This window comes from Bradyrhizobium sp. 139 (genome assembly GCF_023074175.1).
Lineage (GTDB): Bacteria > Pseudomonadota > Alphaproteobacteria > Rhizobiales > Xanthobacteraceae > Bradyrhizobium.
Genome location: NZ_JADPKS010000135.1, coordinates 15922 through 31436, shown reverse-complemented (window position 1 = coordinate 31436; position 15515 = coordinate 15922). Strand labels below are relative to the sequence as shown.

Here is a 15515-nt window from a genome sequence, read left to right as displayed (position 1 = left end):
GGAAGGCGATCGTCGTCCTGATCCTGCGAGTGTCTCCACTTGTCATTCCGGGGCGCGCCTCTTGGCGCGAGCCCGGAATCCATTGATCCGCAGGCTCAGCTCGCGATTTGCGGATACAAATCAATCCACCGGGGATTCTGCTCTTCGATGAGCCGGATCTTCCATTCCCGCCGCCATTTCTTCAATTCTTTCTCGCGTTCGATCGCGGTGACGGGATCATCGTAGATCTCGAACCATACAAGCCTGTCGATCGAGTATCGCTTGCTGAACCCAGCGACGACTTTGCTCTTATGTTCGTGGATGCGGCGCACGATATCATTCGTCACGCCGATGTAGAGCGTGCCGTATTTCTTGCTGGCGAGGAGATAGACGTAATAGGCCATGAGCAAGTGGTGAAATGGATTCCGGGCTCGCGACTTTGTCGCGCCCCGGAATGACGAAACAAGATATGACTTATGCGTGTGCTTGCAAGAAAGCAGTACCCAAAAACAAAACCCCGGCATCGCTGCCGGGGTTTCGCATGTCTTGACTTCGCCTGAAGTGGCCGGACTTAGAAGTCCATGCCGCCCATGCCGCCGCCCGGAGGCATCGCCGGACCGGCGCCGCCCTTCTTGGGCAGCTCGGCGACCATGGCTTCCGTGGTGATCAGCAGCGCCGCAACCGAGGCTGCGTTCTGGATCGCGGTGCGGACCACCTTGGTCGGGTCGATGATGCCCTTGGTGACCAGGTTGACGTACTCGCCGGTCTGAGAGTCGAAGCCGTATGCGTACGTCTTGTTCTCCAGGATCTTGCCGACGATCACCGAGCCGTCTTCACCGGCGTTGATCGCGATCTGGCGAGCGGGAGCCGACAGTGCCTTGCGCACGATCTCGACGCCGGTCTTCTGGTCGTCGTTCTTGGTACGCAGACCCTTGAGCTGCTCGGAGGCACGGAGCAGGGCGACGCCGCCGCCCGGGACGATGCCTTCCTCGACCGCCGCGCGGGTCGCATGCATCGCGTCATCAACGCGATCCTTGCGCTCCTTCACCTCGACCTCGGTCGCGCCGCCGACGCGGATCACCGCGACGCCGCCTGCGAGCTTGGCGAGACGCTCCTGGAGCTTCTCACGGTCGTAGTCCGAGGTGGTCTCCTCGATCTGCGCCTTGATCTGGGACACACGTGCCTCGATGTCGGCCTTCTTGCCGGCGCCGTTGACGATCGTGGTGTTCTCCTTGTCGATCATCACCTTCTTGGCGCGACCGAGCATGTTGAGCGTGACGTTCTCGAGCTTGATACCGAGATCTTCCGAGATCGCCTGGCCGCCGGTCAGGATCGCGATGTCCTGGAGCATGGCCTTGCGGCGATCGCCGAAGCCCGGAGCCTTGACGGCTGCGACCTTCAGACCACCGCGCAGGCGGTTGACGACGAGGGTCGCGAGGGCTTCACCTTCGACGTCCTCGGCGACGATGATCAGCGGCTTGCCGGTCTGCACCACGGCCTCGAGCAGCGGCAGCAGCTCGTTCAGCGAGGAGAGCTTCTTCTCGTTGATGAGGATGTAGGCGTCGTCCATCTCAACGCGCATCTTGTCGGCGTTGGTGACGAAGTAGGGCGAGATGTAGCCGCGGTCGAACTGCATGCCCTCGACGACGTCGAGCTCGGTCTCGAGCGACTTGGCTTCCTCGACGGTGATGACACCCTCGTTGCCGACCTTCTTCATGGCGTCGGAGAGGAACTTGCCGATCTCGGCGTCGCCATTGGCCGAGATGGTGCCGACCTGGGCGATCTCGTCGTTCGAGGTGACTTTCTTGGAGTTCTTGACGAGGTCGGCGACCACGGCTTCCACGGCCAGGTCGATACCGCGCTTCAGGTCCATCGGGTTCATGCCGGCAGCAACCGACTTGGCGCCTTCACGAACGATCGCAGCGGCGAGCACGGTTGCGGTGGTGGTGCCGTCGCCGGCCGCATCGGCGGACTTGGAGGCGACTTCGCGCACCATCTGTGCGCCCATATTCTCGAACTTGTCGTCGAGCTCGATCTCCTTGGCGACGGTGACGCCGTCCTTGGTGATGCGGGGAGCGCCGAACGACTTGTCGAGGACGACGTTGCGGCCCTTGGGGCCGAGCGTGACCTTCACCGCGTTGGCGAGGATGTCGACGCCGCGCAGCATCTTGTCGCGTGCATCGACGCCGAATTTGACTTCTTTAGCTGACATCTGGATTTTTCCTTAGGTGTTTAGCTGGTGGAGAAAAGGGCGCTTAGGCCGCCTTCTTCTTGGAAGCGGGGACGTCGAGGACGCCCATGATGTCGCTTTCCTTCATGATCAGCAGGTCGACGTTGTCGATCTTGACCTCAGTGCCGGACCACTTGCCGAACAGCACGCGGTCGCCGACCTTCAGGTCGATCGGGATCAGCTTGCCGGCTTCGTCGCGGCCACCGGGGCCAACAGCGACGATTTCGCCCTGGGAGGGCTTTTCCTTGGCGGTGTCGGGAATGATGATGCCGCCAGCGGTCTTCTCTTCTGCGTCGATGCGCTTGACCACGACGCGGTCGTGAAGCGGACGGAATTTCATGCAGTCCTCCTAAGTATTTGTACGAGTTGTGGAATTTTAGTCGTTGGCAGTCTGTGCCAACGAGTGCTAGCACAGGCGAAGCTGAAATAGGACAGGAATTTTGCGGGAGCAAGGCCTTCTAGCAGAAAATTTGGCGCTCCGAAGGCCTGCCTGCCAGAATCTCTTTACCATCGTTAACCGGCCTGCCTGACCGTATTAGCACGGTGCCGTGTCTGCTGCTAACGCATTGAATTTCAACAGCTTGTTAAACTTTTGGGCTTGAGATGGATTGTCAGTTTGCGTCACATTTGTCTCATGTGAGCGCATCTCCACCGGGTGGCTCGTAGGGCGTACCGGAAAGCCACCCTTGAAAATGCGCTCCTGAAAAGGAGGTTGGCATGGTCTCGCAGGTCGGGGTTGTTTCCGACGATTTCCGGAAACAGGTGCTGGGTTACGGGCTGACGACGGCGCAAATTCTCTACCGGATGCCGGATCATCCCTCGCTGCTCCAGACCTACATCTGGCAGAACTACGACATGTTTCCGAAATTTCCGGCGCTGAAGGATTTCCTCGCGTTCTGGGAGGAAAAGCTTGACGGCCCGCTTCACTCGGTGACAGTGGTGCATTCGAAGCTGATCAAGCCGGCCGAGCTGCGCGCGGTAGATGGCGTGTTCAGGCTGCATTGAGACGGGGCTTTGTAGGCTGGGCAAAGACGCGCTCGCGCGTCGTGCCCACCATCTTTTTTCGCGATCGCATTTTCGTGTTGGTGGGCACGCTTTCGCTTTGCCCACCCTACGATTTCCCAATGTGTGATAGCCTCTCTCCATAACAACAACGGGAGGCAGCCATGGTCAAGAAGGTGAAATCGCGCAGCGCGGCGCAAGCCGCCGTGAAGAAGCGGAGCGGCAGCAAAGCCGCGGCTCGATCCTCGGCGCGCAAGGCGGTGAAGACGAAGGCGCGCAGTGTCGCTCCGAAAAAAACCGCACGGCCCAAGCAGCGTATCGCCATCAGCCATCACCGCGAGGAAGACTTCAAGGCCGACGGCCTGCGCGCCTACGCAAAGTACCGCGACCTCGGCATCGCCGCTGCAAGCCACGGCCTCGCGCAAGCGCACGTGATCCGGCTGCAGGGCCCGTGCAATCCGGCGGAAGTCTCGAAGCTGCACTTCCACGCCGTCGATTTCCAGATGGTCTACGTGCTCAAAGGCTGGGTGAAGACCTACATGGACGGGCAGGGCGAGACCTTGATGCAGCAAGGCAGCGCCTGGACCCAGCCGCCGAAGATCAAGCACATGATCCTGGATTATTCGGACGACGTGGAGCTGCTGGAGGTGATTTTGCCGGCGGAGTTCAAGACGGTGGAGTTGAAGGCGTAGGCGCTCTCGCCTCGTCATTGCGAGGAGCTCTTGCGACGAAGCAATCCAGAATCTCTCCGCGGATGCAGTCTGGATTGCTTCGCTTCGCTCGCAATGACGGGGCCTTGTAGCCTGGCTGGAGCAAAGCGAAATCCGGGGCCGCTGTTTGCGACGGAGAGGATTTCCCGGATGGCGCTGCGCTCCATCCGGGCTACGTGCTTCAGCTGATGGCTCCGACCACCGCCCCCATCAAACACGTCGTCAGCGTCCCCGACACGATCGATTTCAGCCCGAGCGTATTGATCTCCGCGCGCCGTTCCGGCGCCATCACGCCGAGGCCGCCGATCATGATGCCGAGGCTGGCGAAATTGGCGAAGCCGCACATCGCGTAGAGCATGATCAGGCGCGAGCGCGGATCGAGCGCGTCCGGTCCAAGCTTCGACAGATCGACATAGGCGATCAATTCGTTGAGCACGGTCTTGGTGCCCATCAGGCTGCCGGCGGTCACCGCCTGACCCCATGGCAGTCCCATCAGCCAGCATACCGGCGCCATCATCAGTCCGAGGAGGCGCTGCAACGAGATCGCAGCACCGCCGATATGCGGCAGCAGGCCGAGCATGGCATTGACGAGATAGACCAGCGCGACCAGCACCAGCAGCATGGCAACGATGTTGATCAGCAGCTCGATCCCTGCGCTCGTCCCTTTCACGATCGCATCCATCGTGCCGGAGACTTCCATCTCCGGGTTCTCGAGCGCGCCGCCGGTGCGCTTGTCCGAGGTTTCCGGCACCATGATCAGGCTGACGAGGATCGCGGCAGGTGCGCCCAGGACCGAGGCAATGACGAAATGCGCGGCTGCGTCGGGAATCAGCGGCGCCAGCAGCGTCGCATAGAGCACCAGCACGGTGCCGGCGATGCCGGCCATGCCGCCGGTCATCACCAGAAACAATTCGCTGCGCGTCATCTGTGCCAGATACGGCCGCACGAACAGCGGTGCCTCGACCATGCCGAGGAAGATGTTGGCGGCGGTCGAGAGCCCCACCGCGCCGCCGACCCCGAGCGTGCGTTCGAGCAGCCAGGCCATGCCGCGCACGATCGGCGGCAGCACCCGCCAATAGAACAGCAGCGTCGTCAGCACGCTCATGACCAGCACGATCGGCAGCGCCTGGAACGCCAGGATGAAGTCGGCGCCCGGCACCTTTACGTCGAAGGGCAGGGGGCCGCCGCCGACATAGCCGAACACGAAAGAGGAGCCGGCGCGCGAAGCCGCGGAGATCGCGCCGACCGCGTCGTTGATCGCGCCGAACGCATGTGCGACGACGGGCAGCTTCAAAAGGACGATCGCGGTGACGAAGGTGACGACGAGGCCGATCACCGCCTGGCGCAGCGACACCGCGCGGCGATTCTCCGCCAACGCCCAGGCGATCGCCAGCAATGCGAAAACGCCGAGTGCCGATTGCAGCCGCAGCATGATGTCCCCAAACCTCCAGCGATTATGGCCGCGCGTGCGACGCAAACGCAATGCCGGAAGATGACCGGCCCCGCTCGCTGTTGACAAGCACGCCTGCGTCGGCCACGCGAGGGCTCGTCAATATCGGGCGGATGGTCCAAGGGTGAGCCAGGAGCTAACTGAAGTGCGGCCGGTGCCGGCGAATCAGCCGGTCAGCGCCCGCGCGCTCCTCGCCCACCGCGCCTTCCTGTTCTTTCTGCTCTCGCGCAGCCTGTCGCGCTTTTCCAGCCAGATCGCGGCGGTCGCGATCGGCTGGCAGATCTACGATCTCACCGGCTCGGCTTTCGACCTCGGCATGGTCGGCCTCGTGCAATTCCTCCCTACGGCGCTGCTGGTGTTCGTCGCCGGCCATGCCGCCGACCGCTACGAGCGCAAGCGCGTCGTCCAACTCTGCCAGCTCGTGGAAGCCGCGACCGCGCTTTATCTCGCAGTCAGCACTTATCTCGGCGCGGTCAGTGAAGTGCAGATTTTTATCGCGACCTTCGTGCTCGGCATTGCCGGGGCCTTCGAAAGCCCGACCACCGCGGCGCTCTTGCCGCTGATCGCGCCGCAGGGGTCGCTCCAGCGTGCGACGGCAGTCGCGAGCGGCGCAGGGCAGGTTGCGACCATCACCGGGCCGGCGCTCGGCGGTTTCGCGTACGCGATCGCGCCGCATCTCGCCTATGCTGTGATGGTGCTGTTCTGGATTCTCGGGATGATCCTGACCGGCTTCATCCGGCCGCGTCCGCAGGCGGTCGCCAAGGATATGGCGGGTGCGGACAACATCTTTGCCGGCGTCCGCTTCATCCGCAGCAACCCGGCGATCATCGGCACCATCTCGCTCGATCTGTTCGCCGTGCTGTTCGGCGGCGTCACCGCGCTGTTGCCGATCTATGCCCGCGATATCCTCCAGACCGGCCCGATGGGGCTCGGCATTTTGCGCGCCGCGCCCGCGGTCGGCGCGCTGTTGATGACGATGGTGCTGGCGCGTCATGCCATCTCGCGGCATGTGGGGTTGCGCATGTTCCAGGCCGTGATCGTGTTCGGCGTCGCCACGGTTGTGTTTGCGCTGTCGTCCTGGATGTGGCTGTCGGTGCTCGCGCTCGCCATTCTCGGCGCGGCCGATACGATCAGCGTCGTGATCCGGTTCTCGCTGGTGCAGCTCGCCACCCCTGACGAGATGCGCGGCCGCGTCGGCGCGGTCAACTTCCTCTTCATCAACGCCTCCAACCAGCTCGGCCAGTTCGAGAGCGGGGTCGCAGCCGCATTGTTCGGCGCGATGCCGGCCGCGGTGCTCGGCGGCGTCTGCACCATCGCGGTGGCGCTGCTGTGGATGAAGCTGTTCCCGAGCCTGCGCCAGGTGGAGAGTCTGGAGTAGGGGGACGCTCTCTCCGCCGTCATTGCGACGAGCGAAGCGAGGAAGCGATCCAGACTGTTTCCGCGGAGGGATACCTGGATTGCTTCGCTTCGCTCGCAATGACGACTGCGGAAATAGCGTAGATAAATCAACAGGGCGCGGCGAGGCGCCTACTGTGCATGGGGTTGTTTTCGCGTTTTTGTAGCTAGCCCCGTCCGACGAACGGCATCTTGGTCGCCATGACGGTCATGGTCAGTACGTTGGCATCGAGCGGCAGGCCGGCCATGTAGGCCACGGCATCGCCGACCGCCTTCGCGTCCATGCGCGGCTCGTGCTTCATCGTGCCGTCGGGCTGCATCACGCCGGGGCCGGCGACCATGCGGTCGGTCATCGGCGTTGCCGCATTGCCGATGTCGACCTGGCCGACTGCGATGTCGTACATGCGTCCATCAAGGTTGGAGGCCTTGGTGAGGCCCGTGATCGCGTGCTTGGTCGAGGTATAGGCTGCCGAGAACGGCCGCGGCGCGTGCGCCGAGATCGAGCCGTTGTTGATGATGCGGCCGCCGCGCGGGGTCTGGTCCTTCATGATGCGGAAGGCATGCTGGGTGCACAGGAACGGGCCGGTGAGATTGGTGTTCACCACGGCCTGCCACTGCTCGAGGCTGAGATCCTCGAAGTTCACCGGCGGTGCGCCCATGCCGGCGTTGTTGAAGAGCACGTCGAGCCGGCCATAGGTCTGCGCCACCTTGGCGAACAGCGCAGCAATCGAATCCGGTTTGGTCATGTCGGCGGTGACACACAGGCTCTTGCCGGCGGGGCCGAGCTTCGCCGTCTCCTCGAGCATATCGAGGCGGCGCCCGACGAGCACCACGGTGAAGCCGGTGTTCATCAGCGCCAGCGACGCCGCGCGTCCGACACCGGTGCCGGCGCCGGTCACCACTGCGATCTTTTTCGCTTCACTCATCGTTTCCTGCCTTTTCTCTTAAGCTGTCAGGTTTTGGGTTCTTTTTCGTTCTTGTAGGGCGGCCGCGGAATGTTCTGATGCGCCGCGCGCAACGCCGCCGACCAGCGCGAGCGCAGATCGTGGAAATAGGGCTCGCCCGCCTCGATGCGGTGATTGAGATCGGCTTCGCAGGCGTCTGCCCGCACCACCAGCACGTCGATCGGCAGGCCGACGCCGAGGTTGGAGCGCATGGTCGAATCCATCGAGATCAGGCCGGTCTTCAGCGCTTCGTAGAGCTCGACGTCGTAATGCATGGCGCGGTCGAGCACCGGCTTGCCGTATTTGTGCTCGCCGATCTGCAGGTACGGCGTGTCTGTCGTGCACTCGATGAAATTGCCGGCGGTGTAGACCATGAACAGGCGCATGCGCGCGCCCTTGATCTGGCCCCCGAACAGGAAGGAGACGTCGAACGAGACGTCCTCGGATTTCAGCGCCGGCCCCTCGGTCGCGTGCACCGCGCGGATCGCCCGCCCGATGCGCTGGGCGGCCTGGAACATGGTCGGCGCGTTCATCAGCGTCTCGATCTCGCCCGTGTCAGGGTCTTCCAGGCCCTCGGTGAGGGTGGAGAGCACCGATTGGCTGATGGCGAGGTTGCCCGCGCTGGCGATCGCCATGATGCGGTCGCCGGGCTTGGAAAAGATGTGGAGCTTGCGGAAGGTCGAGACATTGTCGAGGCCCGCATTGGTGCGGGTGTCGGCGATCATGACGAGCCCGTCCCGAACCAGGATTCCGCAACAATAGGTCATTTCCAGTCCCCGAACGCGTTTGCGCGGAATTACTAGCCAATTTCAAGGGCCGCTCCAACCCCAATTCCCGGGGGAGCCGTCATTCCGGGGCGCGCGTAGCGCGAACCCGGAATCCATCGGGCCACAGGACCGGCGGGTAAATGGATTCCGGGCTCGCGACTTCGTCGCGCCCCGGAATGACGCGCTTCAGCTCTGCCGCTGCGATTGTGACTGCGATTGGCTGCCGCGGCCGGCCTGCTCGACCTTCACGGCGACCGTCAGCGTCTCCGCACCGCCGCCATAGCGGGTGCCGCGCACAGGGGCTGCGCCGAGATAGTCGAGCCCGATCGCAACGCGGACATGGGCGTCGGTGGTGCAGATGCAGTTGGCGGGATCGAAGCCGACCCAGCCGAGTCCGTCGACGTAAGCTTCCGCCCAGGCATGGCCGGCCTCTTGGTGCACCGTGCCGTCCGAACGCAGGAAATGCCCGGAGACGAACCGCGCCGGCACGCCGCCGCTGCGGGCGCAGGCGATGAAGATATGCGCGTAGTCCTGGCAGACGCCGCGCTTGAGCGTGAACGCGTCGGCCGCCGACGTGCCGCTGTTGGTCGGGTCCTCGTCGAAGGTCATGTGATCGCTGATTTGCGTCATCAGCGTGTGCAGGAAGCCGAGCATGTCGCTCTCGGCCTCGCTGCGCAACTGCCGCGCGACGGCCGTCATCGCCGGATTGACGGACGTGAGATCGGTGGCGCGCAAAAACATGCCGGCCGGAAAGCGCTCGTCGGCGCCGCGCAGCACGCCGCCGGTGTCGTGGGTCTCGATCAGGCCCTCGGCAGTGATCTTGATATCGCCGACCGGTCCGCAGGACAGCACATGCGTGACATTGCCGAAGGCGTCCTCGTGGGTGTCGAGCTTGGTGTCGGTCGAGACGTCGATCTGCCACTCCGCCACATATTGCCCGTCATGGCTGCTGGGCGTCATGCGCAGTATTTGGATCACGCTGGTGGCCGGCGGCTCGTAGCGATAGGTCGTGGTGTGTAGGATTCGCAGGCGCATGGTGGACCGTGCAGTTAGTGGTTAGGCCCGACTGCCTACCGCGAAGAAGTTCGTCATGCCCGGGCTTGTCCGTGGCATCCACGCTCTTCCTCGCCGCGCGGAAGCAAGAACGTCGATGGCCGGGACAGGCCCGACCATGACGATATCTCATTTCGTCAGCCGGGGAACATCAGATCAAATACTGCTTCGTGATGATTTCGCCCAGCCTGGAATTGTCCGTGATGAATTCCTGAATGAATTCATGCACGCCATGCTGGAAAATATCGTTCATATTGCTGTGTTCCAGCCGGTTGCGAATGCCGCGGGCGTGGCGTTGGGCGGGTCCCTGGCGGCCATAGGCGACGCCGATCTGGTCCAGGTTGCGCACGAGGTTGCCATAGCAGCTCGCCAGCGAGCGCGGCAGCGTGTCGTTGAGGATGAGCAGGTCCGCGATCAGCCACGGCTTCAGCGTCTCGCGATAGACCCAGTGATACGCCGTCAGCGCAGACACCGAGCGCAGGATCGAGCTCCACTGATAGAAATCGAGCGGGCCGCCGACATGCTCTTCCTGGGGCAGCAGCACGTGGTATTTCACGTCGAGAATGCGCGCGGTGTTGTCGGCGCGCTCCAGATGCACGCCCATGCGCGAGAACCAGTAGGCGTCGTTGCGCAGCATGGTCCGGTAGGCCGAGCCGTCGAAGCGCAGCGAAGTCTCCTGCACGAAGCGCAGGAATTTCGCGAGGTCCTCGCGCGTGGAGGTGCCCTTGCTCCAGACGGCCTGGAGCTCGATCCAGGCCGAGTTGATGGTGTCCCACATCTCGCTGGTGAGCGCAGTGCGCACCGAGCGCGAGTTCAGCCGCGCCGCCTCGATGCAGTTTCGGATCGATGACGGATTGTTCGCCGAGAACGAGAGGTAGTCGACGACGTTGTGTTCGTTGGCTTCATCGTAGGTCTGATAGAAGCTCGCGGCGACGCCGGCGGTCAGCAGTGCCGAATCCCATTCATTGGTCTTGCCGATATAGGCGGCGGGAAGCGCAGTGACGCGCAGCGTCGCATCGATGGTGCGCGCGAGGTACTCGGCCCGTTCGACATAGCGGGCGAGCCAGTAGAGGTTTTCGGCGGTACGCGACAGCATCTGACTACTCGTCCAGGATCCAGGTGTCTTTGGTGCCGCCGCCCTGGCTCGAATTCACCACCAGGGAGCCTTCCTTCAGCGCGACACGTGTCAGGCCGCCTGGCACGATGGTGGTGCCCTTGCTGCCGGTCAGCACGAAGGGCCGCAAGTCCACGTGGCGCGGGGCAAGGCCGGATGCCGTGCAGGTCGGACAAGTCGAGAGCGCCAGCGTCGGCTGTGCAATAAAACCTTCGGGCTCGCGCTTGAGCTTCTCGCGGAAGGCTTCGATGGTTGCCTTCGTCGCGGCGGGGCCGATCAGCATGCCATAGCCGCCGGAGCCGTGGACTTCCTTGACGACGAGCTCGCCGAGATTGTCGAGCACATAAGCGAGATCTTTCGGCTCGCGGCAGCGCCAGGTCGGCACGTTCTTGAGGATCGGCTCCTCGCCGAGATAGAACTTCACGATATCAGGCATGTACGAGTAGATCGCCTTGTCATCGGCGATGCCGGTGCCGACCGCATTGGCGAGCGTGATGTTGCCGGCCGCATAGGCCGACATCAGCCCGGGCACGCCGAGTACGGAGTCGGGGCGGAAGGTGAGGGGATCGAGGAAATCATCGTCGACGCGGCGGTAGATCACGTCGATCCGCTTCACCCCCTCGGTCGTCCGCATGAACACTTCGTTGTTCTTGACGATGAGGTCGCGGCCCTCGACCAGCTCGATGCCGAGCTTGTCGGCAAGGAAGGAGTGCTCGTAGTAGGCAGAGTTGTAAACGCCGGGCGTGAGCAGGGCGACAGTCGGTTCGCCGGAGGCGCTTTGCGGCGCAACCGAGCGCAGGGCGGAGAGCAGCTCGTCCGGATAGCGTTCGACCGGCGCCACCCTGTGGCGGGCGAACAGATCCGGAAACAGCCGCATCATGATCTCGCGGTTTTCCAGCATGTAGGACACGCCCGAGGGCGTGCGCGCATTGTCCTCCAGCACGATGAAATCCTCGGCATCGACCCGGACGATGTCGATGCCGGCGATGTGCACGTAAACGTCGTGCGGCACCTGCTGGCCGTTCATCTCGGGGCGAAACACCGGGTTCTGGAAGATCAGATCGTCGGGCACGATCTCGGCGCGCAGGATGTCGCGGCCATGATAGATGTCGCGCAGGAACATGTTGAGCGCGCGCACGCGCTGCTTCAGGCCTTTCTCCAGCAACGCCCATTCCTTGCCGGACATGATTCGCGGGATCACGTCGAACGGGATCAGGCGCTCGGTGGACTCGGCCTCGCCGTAGACGGCAAAGGTGATGCCGATGCGGCGGAACAGGAGCTCGGCCTCTTGGCGGCGATATTCGAGCGCCTCGGGAGGCGTCTCCTTGAGCCAGCGCGCCAGCTCCTGATAGGCGGGGCGAAGGTCCCCACCGGGAATGTTCATTTCATCAAAGGCGACTGCCATAGATCCCGACTTGTCTCCGCAAGGCGTTGCGCCATTGGACAGATCGCCAAGGCCTTTGAGACCGCAACGTCCTGGCCATGCGGCAAGAGTGCATGACTCCCAGGTGGTAGCAAGGGCTGGGCCAGCGCGATAAGCATGGAGGGAGGGCATTTGCCGGGGGCGGCCGGCAGCGTGCCTGAAAAAATGGCTGAAGACTGCTTATTTCGGTAGCAAAACCGCGTGACTTCAACGCGTTACCTCGGCAAAGTCAGGCCGACAGGTGAGGGACTGAAGGCATGAGCGACATCGTCACGGCGGGCATTCTGGTCATCGGGGATGAAATCCTGTCCGGCCGAACCAAGGACAAGAATATCGGCTTCATCGCCGAATACCTCACCAATATCGGCATCGACCTGAGGGAAGTCCGGGTCGTCTCCGACGACCAGGACGACATCATCGCCGCCCTGAACGCATTGCGGCATCGCTACACTTATGTCTTCACCACCGGCGGCATCGGTCCGACGCATGACGACATCACCGCCGACAGCGTCGCCAAGGCGTTCGGCGTCGGCATCGACCACCATCCGGAGGTCGTCGCCCGCTTCCGCGAGCGCTGGAGCGAGCAGGACCTCAACGAAGCCCGCCTGCGCATGGCCCGCATCCCCGATGGCGCCGAGCTGATCCAGAGCGCCACCATTCTCGCCCCCGGCTTCAAGATCGGCAACGTCATCGTGATGGCCGGCGTGCCCTCGATCATGCAGGCAATGATGGACATCGTCTCGCCCAAGCTGAAGTCGGGCGTGCGCATGCTCTCCGAATCGGTTCGCGCCAATGCGCGGGAAGGCGACATCGGCAGCCCGCTGCGAGAGATCGCCGCCGCCCATCCCGACACCATCATCGGCAGCTATCCCTTCATGGATGAAGAGCAGAAGCCGAACACCAATCTGGTGGTCCGCTCGCGTGACGCGGACAAGCTTGCGGCGGCGATGGCGGCGGTGAAGGAAATGCTGGCGGGATTGAACATCACTCGGTAGCTAAAGAAGCTGCCGGACGATGATTGGCGGGAGAACACGATGGCTGGTGAAGCACCCGAACTGAGCGCGCAGGAGCGGGCGGGCAAGGCCTTTCCGGTGTCGTGGGACCAATTCCACCGGGACTGCCGCGCGCTGACCTGGCGGCTCAACGAGGTCGGCCCGTTCCACGCGGTGATCGCGATCACCCGCGGCGGCCTGGTGCCGGCCGCGATCGTCGCGCGCGAGCTCGGCGTGCGCGTGATCGACACGGTCTGTATCGCCAGCTACGACCACACCAAGCAGGGCGAGCTCCAGGTCCTCAAGGGCATTTCCGAATCGGCGATGAAGCTCGGCGGCGGCACCGGCAAGGGGTTGTTGATCGTCGACGATCTCGTCGACACCGGCAAGACCGGCAAGCTGGTGCGCGAGATGCTGCCCGACGCGCATTTCGCGACTGTTTATGCCAAGCCGAAGGGACGCCCGCTGGTGGACACCTTCATCACGGAAGTGTCGCAAGACACCTGGATTTTCTTCCCCTGGGACACCGCGCTGTCGTACCACCCGCCGCTTCGCGACGGCGCCGCGTGATTTCCTCCGTCATTGAGAGGAGCGAAGTGACGAAGCAATTCAGACTGCCTTTGCGGATTGCTTCGCTTCGCTCGCAATGATGAGCCGAGATACCCATGCCCCTGCAAAACCGCGTCACGCCGACCGGCGACCTCATCGCAACGCCACATCGCGGGCTGTTCACGGGCAACCGCGGCATCATCCACGATCCCGCGACCAAGACGCTTCTGAAGAAGCGTTGGTCCTCGCCGGCATGGATTATCTGCCTGTGCGAATTCCGTGGCTGGCGCCGCCCGGTAATGGCGCGGCGGAGCTGGACGGAGTTGTTTTTTCTCGATGAAGCCACGGCCTTTGCCGCTGGCCATCGGCCCTGCTTTTTTTGTCGCCGCGACGACGCCACGCGTTTTCGTTCTCTATGGCAGGACGGAAATGGTGTGAAGACTATCAGCGCGAAAACGATGGATGCCGTGCTGCACAGCGAACGGCTCGATCGCGGACGTAAGCGGCTTCACGCATTGCCGATGCCACTGGCGGAATTGCCCGATGGGGCGATGGTGCAACAGGGCGAGGAGAGCTTTCTGGTGACACAAGGCAAGGCGCTGCTGTGGTCACCCGCGGGCTATGCGCCGGACGCGCGCACCCTCGATCGCCCGATGTTGCTGACGCCCCCTTCCACGCTGCGCGCGGTCATCGCCGGATATCAGCCTGTGTTGCATCCGACGGCGCGCGGCTAGCGTAGCGGCCGTCCCTGTTCATCCATGGTCGTCCGCGCAGTGCCCGCGGAGCGATCTTCCGCGTGCGCCGGAGATGCAATCGCCGCAAGGGCTACGATCACGAGCGTTGATCAGATCAGCATCACCCTAGCTTCTCACGCGCCAGCGCGGCGCCCGCACCGAGCGCCATCAGCTTGGCTTCCGCGATCTCCCGCCGCATCGGCGCCATGCCGCAATTGGTGGTGGCGATGATGTTGCTCTTGGGAACGAACTTCGACACCGAATCGATCACCTGCACGACGTCCTCGGCGGTCTCAATCGTGTCGCTGGCGACGTCGATCACGCCGGCCTGTACGATCTTGGTCTTGAGCAACGCGAGGAGATCGAGCGGCACCTTCGAATTGCGGCACTCGATCGCGACCTGCTGGATCGCGCTGGCATCGATCGCAGGAAAGATCTGCTCGTACTGCCGCCACTGCGGGCCGAGCGTCTCTTTCCAGTCGGTGTTGGCCTTGATGCCGTAGCCATAGCAGATGTGCACCGCGGTGGCGCAGGTCAGTCCCTGCGCGGCGCGTTCCAGCGCCTTGATGCCCCAGTCATTGACCTCGTCCATGTAGACGTTGAAGGCGGGCTCGTCGAACTGCACGAGATCGACGCCGTCGGCCTGCAGCGCCCGGGCTTCCTCGTTGAGGAGTTCGGCGAACGCAAAGGCCATCTTGACCCGGTCGCCATAATAGCGATCGGCAATGGTGTCGATGATGGTCATCGGGCCGGGCAGGGTGAACTTCAGCTTCTTGCTGGTGTGCGCGCGCGCAACGCGCGCTTCGTCCGCATGGACGCGGCTCTTCAGTTGGAGCGGCGCGACGACTTGCGGCACCATCGCCTTGTAGCGATCCTTTCTGATGCCCATCTCGACCTTGTGGGCGAAGTCGATCCCGTCGATCTTCTCCAGAAAGCCGTGCACGAAATGCTGGCGGGCCTGCTCGCCCTCCGTGACGATGTCGATGCCGGCGTCTTCCTGGATCTTGACGGCAAGCATCGTCGCATCGCGCTTGGCGCGGAGAAGCTCCGCTCCTTGCGACTTCCATGGCGCCCAGAGCATGTTGGGCTCGGCGAGCCATTCCGGCTTCGGCAAGGAGCCGGCGATCGTGGTTGGAAACAGCATGGCGGCCCTCCCGGCACGTTGTGTTGCGC

General features: G+C 63.3%; 16 protein-coding genes. 6 read left to right on the top strand and 10 right to left on the bottom strand.

Annotated features, from left to right (window positions below):
• Positions 1–95 precede the first annotated feature (95 nt).
• From IVA80_RS30115 to IVA80_RS30105, 3 genes are all read right to left on the bottom strand, one after another.
• Positions 96–383 carry a GIY-YIG nuclease family protein gene (locus IVA80_RS30115; RefSeq protein WP_247438303.1) on the bottom strand — a complete coding sequence of 96 codons (288 nt, stop codon included), beginning with the start codon at positions 381–383 and terminating at the stop codon, positions 96–98.
• A 167-nt stretch (positions 384–550) separates the two neighbouring features.
• Entirely contained in the window at positions 551–2191 is a 1641-nt protein-coding gene (gene groL, locus IVA80_RS30110; protein ID WP_247438301.1) for a chaperonin GroEL, read from the bottom strand.
• A 43-nt stretch (positions 2192–2234) separates the two neighbouring features.
• Positions 2235–2549: a co-chaperone GroES gene (locus IVA80_RS30105; RefSeq protein ID WP_027518760.1), complete on the bottom strand. Its 315-nt coding sequence runs from the start codon at positions 2547–2549 to the stop codon at positions 2235–2237.
• Positions 2550–2926: 377 nt separating this feature from the next.
• On the opposite strand from IVA80_RS30105, the gene IVA80_RS30100 reads away from it, so the two are divergent.
• Positions 2927–3214 carry an usg protein gene (locus IVA80_RS30100; RefSeq protein WP_247438299.1) on the top strand — a complete coding sequence of 96 codons (288 nt, stop codon included), beginning with the start codon at positions 2927–2929 and terminating at the stop codon, positions 3212–3214.
• Positions 3215–3375: 161 nt separating this feature from the next.
• Entirely contained in the window at positions 3376–3903 is a 528-nt protein-coding gene (locus IVA80_RS30095; RefSeq protein WP_247438297.1) for a cupin domain-containing protein, read from the top strand.
• Positions 3904–4102: 199 nt separating this feature from the next.
• On the opposite strand, the gene IVA80_RS30090 is transcribed toward IVA80_RS30095, so the two are convergent.
• Positions 4103–5353, bottom strand: a complete 1251-nt coding sequence (locus tag IVA80_RS30090) for a nucleoside transporter C-terminal domain-containing protein (protein WP_247438296.1) — start codon at positions 5351–5353, stop codon at positions 4103–4105.
• 172 nt (positions 5354–5525) lie between these two features.
• Here IVA80_RS30090 and IVA80_RS30085 point away from each other — a divergent pair, with 172 nt between their 5' ends.
• Positions 5526–6749 (top strand): MFS transporter, encoded by a 1224-nt coding sequence (locus IVA80_RS30085; RefSeq protein ID WP_247438428.1) that lies wholly within the window; start codon positions 5526–5528, stop codon positions 6747–6749.
• 184 nt (positions 6750–6933) lie between these two features.
• On the opposite strand, the gene IVA80_RS30080 is transcribed toward IVA80_RS30085, so the two are convergent.
• The 5 genes from IVA80_RS30080 to IVA80_RS30060 form a co-directional block, all read right to left on the bottom strand.
• Positions 6934–7692 (bottom strand): SDR family oxidoreductase, encoded by a 759-nt coding sequence (locus IVA80_RS30080; protein WP_247438294.1) that lies wholly within the window; start codon positions 7690–7692, stop codon positions 6934–6936.
• Between the two features lie 26 nt (positions 7693–7718).
• Complete coding sequence (locus IVA80_RS30075) at positions 7719–8477, bottom strand: proteasome-type protease (RefSeq protein ID WP_247438292.1); 759 nt, start codon at positions 8475–8477, stop codon at positions 7719–7721.
• Positions 8478–8663: 186 nt separating this feature from the next.
• Positions 8664–9512: a transglutaminase family protein gene (locus tag IVA80_RS30070; RefSeq protein ID WP_247438290.1), complete on the bottom strand. Its 849-nt coding sequence runs from the start codon at positions 9510–9512 to the stop codon at positions 8664–8666.
• 169 nt (positions 9513–9681) lie between these two features.
• Positions 9682–10626: an alpha-E domain-containing protein gene (locus IVA80_RS30065; protein WP_247438289.1), complete on the bottom strand. Its 945-nt coding sequence runs from the start codon at positions 10624–10626 to the stop codon at positions 9682–9684.
• Positions 10627–10630: 4 nt separating this feature from the next.
• A complete protein-coding gene (locus tag IVA80_RS30060; protein WP_247438287.1) occupies positions 10631–12049 on the bottom strand; it encodes a circularly permuted type 2 ATP-grasp protein in 1419 nt (472 codons plus the stop codon).
• 275 nt (positions 12050–12324) lie between these two features.
• Between IVA80_RS30060 and IVA80_RS30055 the strand changes: the two genes are divergently transcribed.
• From IVA80_RS30055 to IVA80_RS30045, 3 genes are all read left to right on the top strand, one after another.
• The gene (locus tag IVA80_RS30055) at positions 12325–13062 is read left to right on the top strand and encodes a molybdopterin-binding protein (protein ID WP_247438285.1); all 738 of its coding nucleotides are present in this window, start codon (positions 12325–12327) and stop codon (positions 13060–13062) included.
• Between the two features lie 39 nt (positions 13063–13101).
• The gene (gpt, locus tag IVA80_RS30050) at positions 13102–13629 is read left to right on the top strand and encodes a xanthine phosphoribosyltransferase (RefSeq protein WP_247438283.1); all 528 of its coding nucleotides are present in this window, start codon (positions 13102–13104) and stop codon (positions 13627–13629) included.
• Between the two features lie 95 nt (positions 13630–13724).
• The gene (locus IVA80_RS30045) at positions 13725–14342 is read left to right on the top strand and encodes a hypothetical protein (protein WP_247438281.1); all 618 of its coding nucleotides are present in this window, start codon (positions 13725–13727) and stop codon (positions 14340–14342) included.
• A 121-nt stretch (positions 14343–14463) separates the two neighbouring features.
• On the opposite strand, the gene IVA80_RS30040 is transcribed toward IVA80_RS30045, so the two are convergent.
• Positions 14464–15486: a methionine synthase gene (locus IVA80_RS30040; protein WP_247438279.1), complete on the bottom strand. Its 1023-nt coding sequence runs from the start codon at positions 15484–15486 to the stop codon at positions 14464–14466.
• Between the last annotated feature and the right edge of the window lie 29 nt (positions 15487–15515).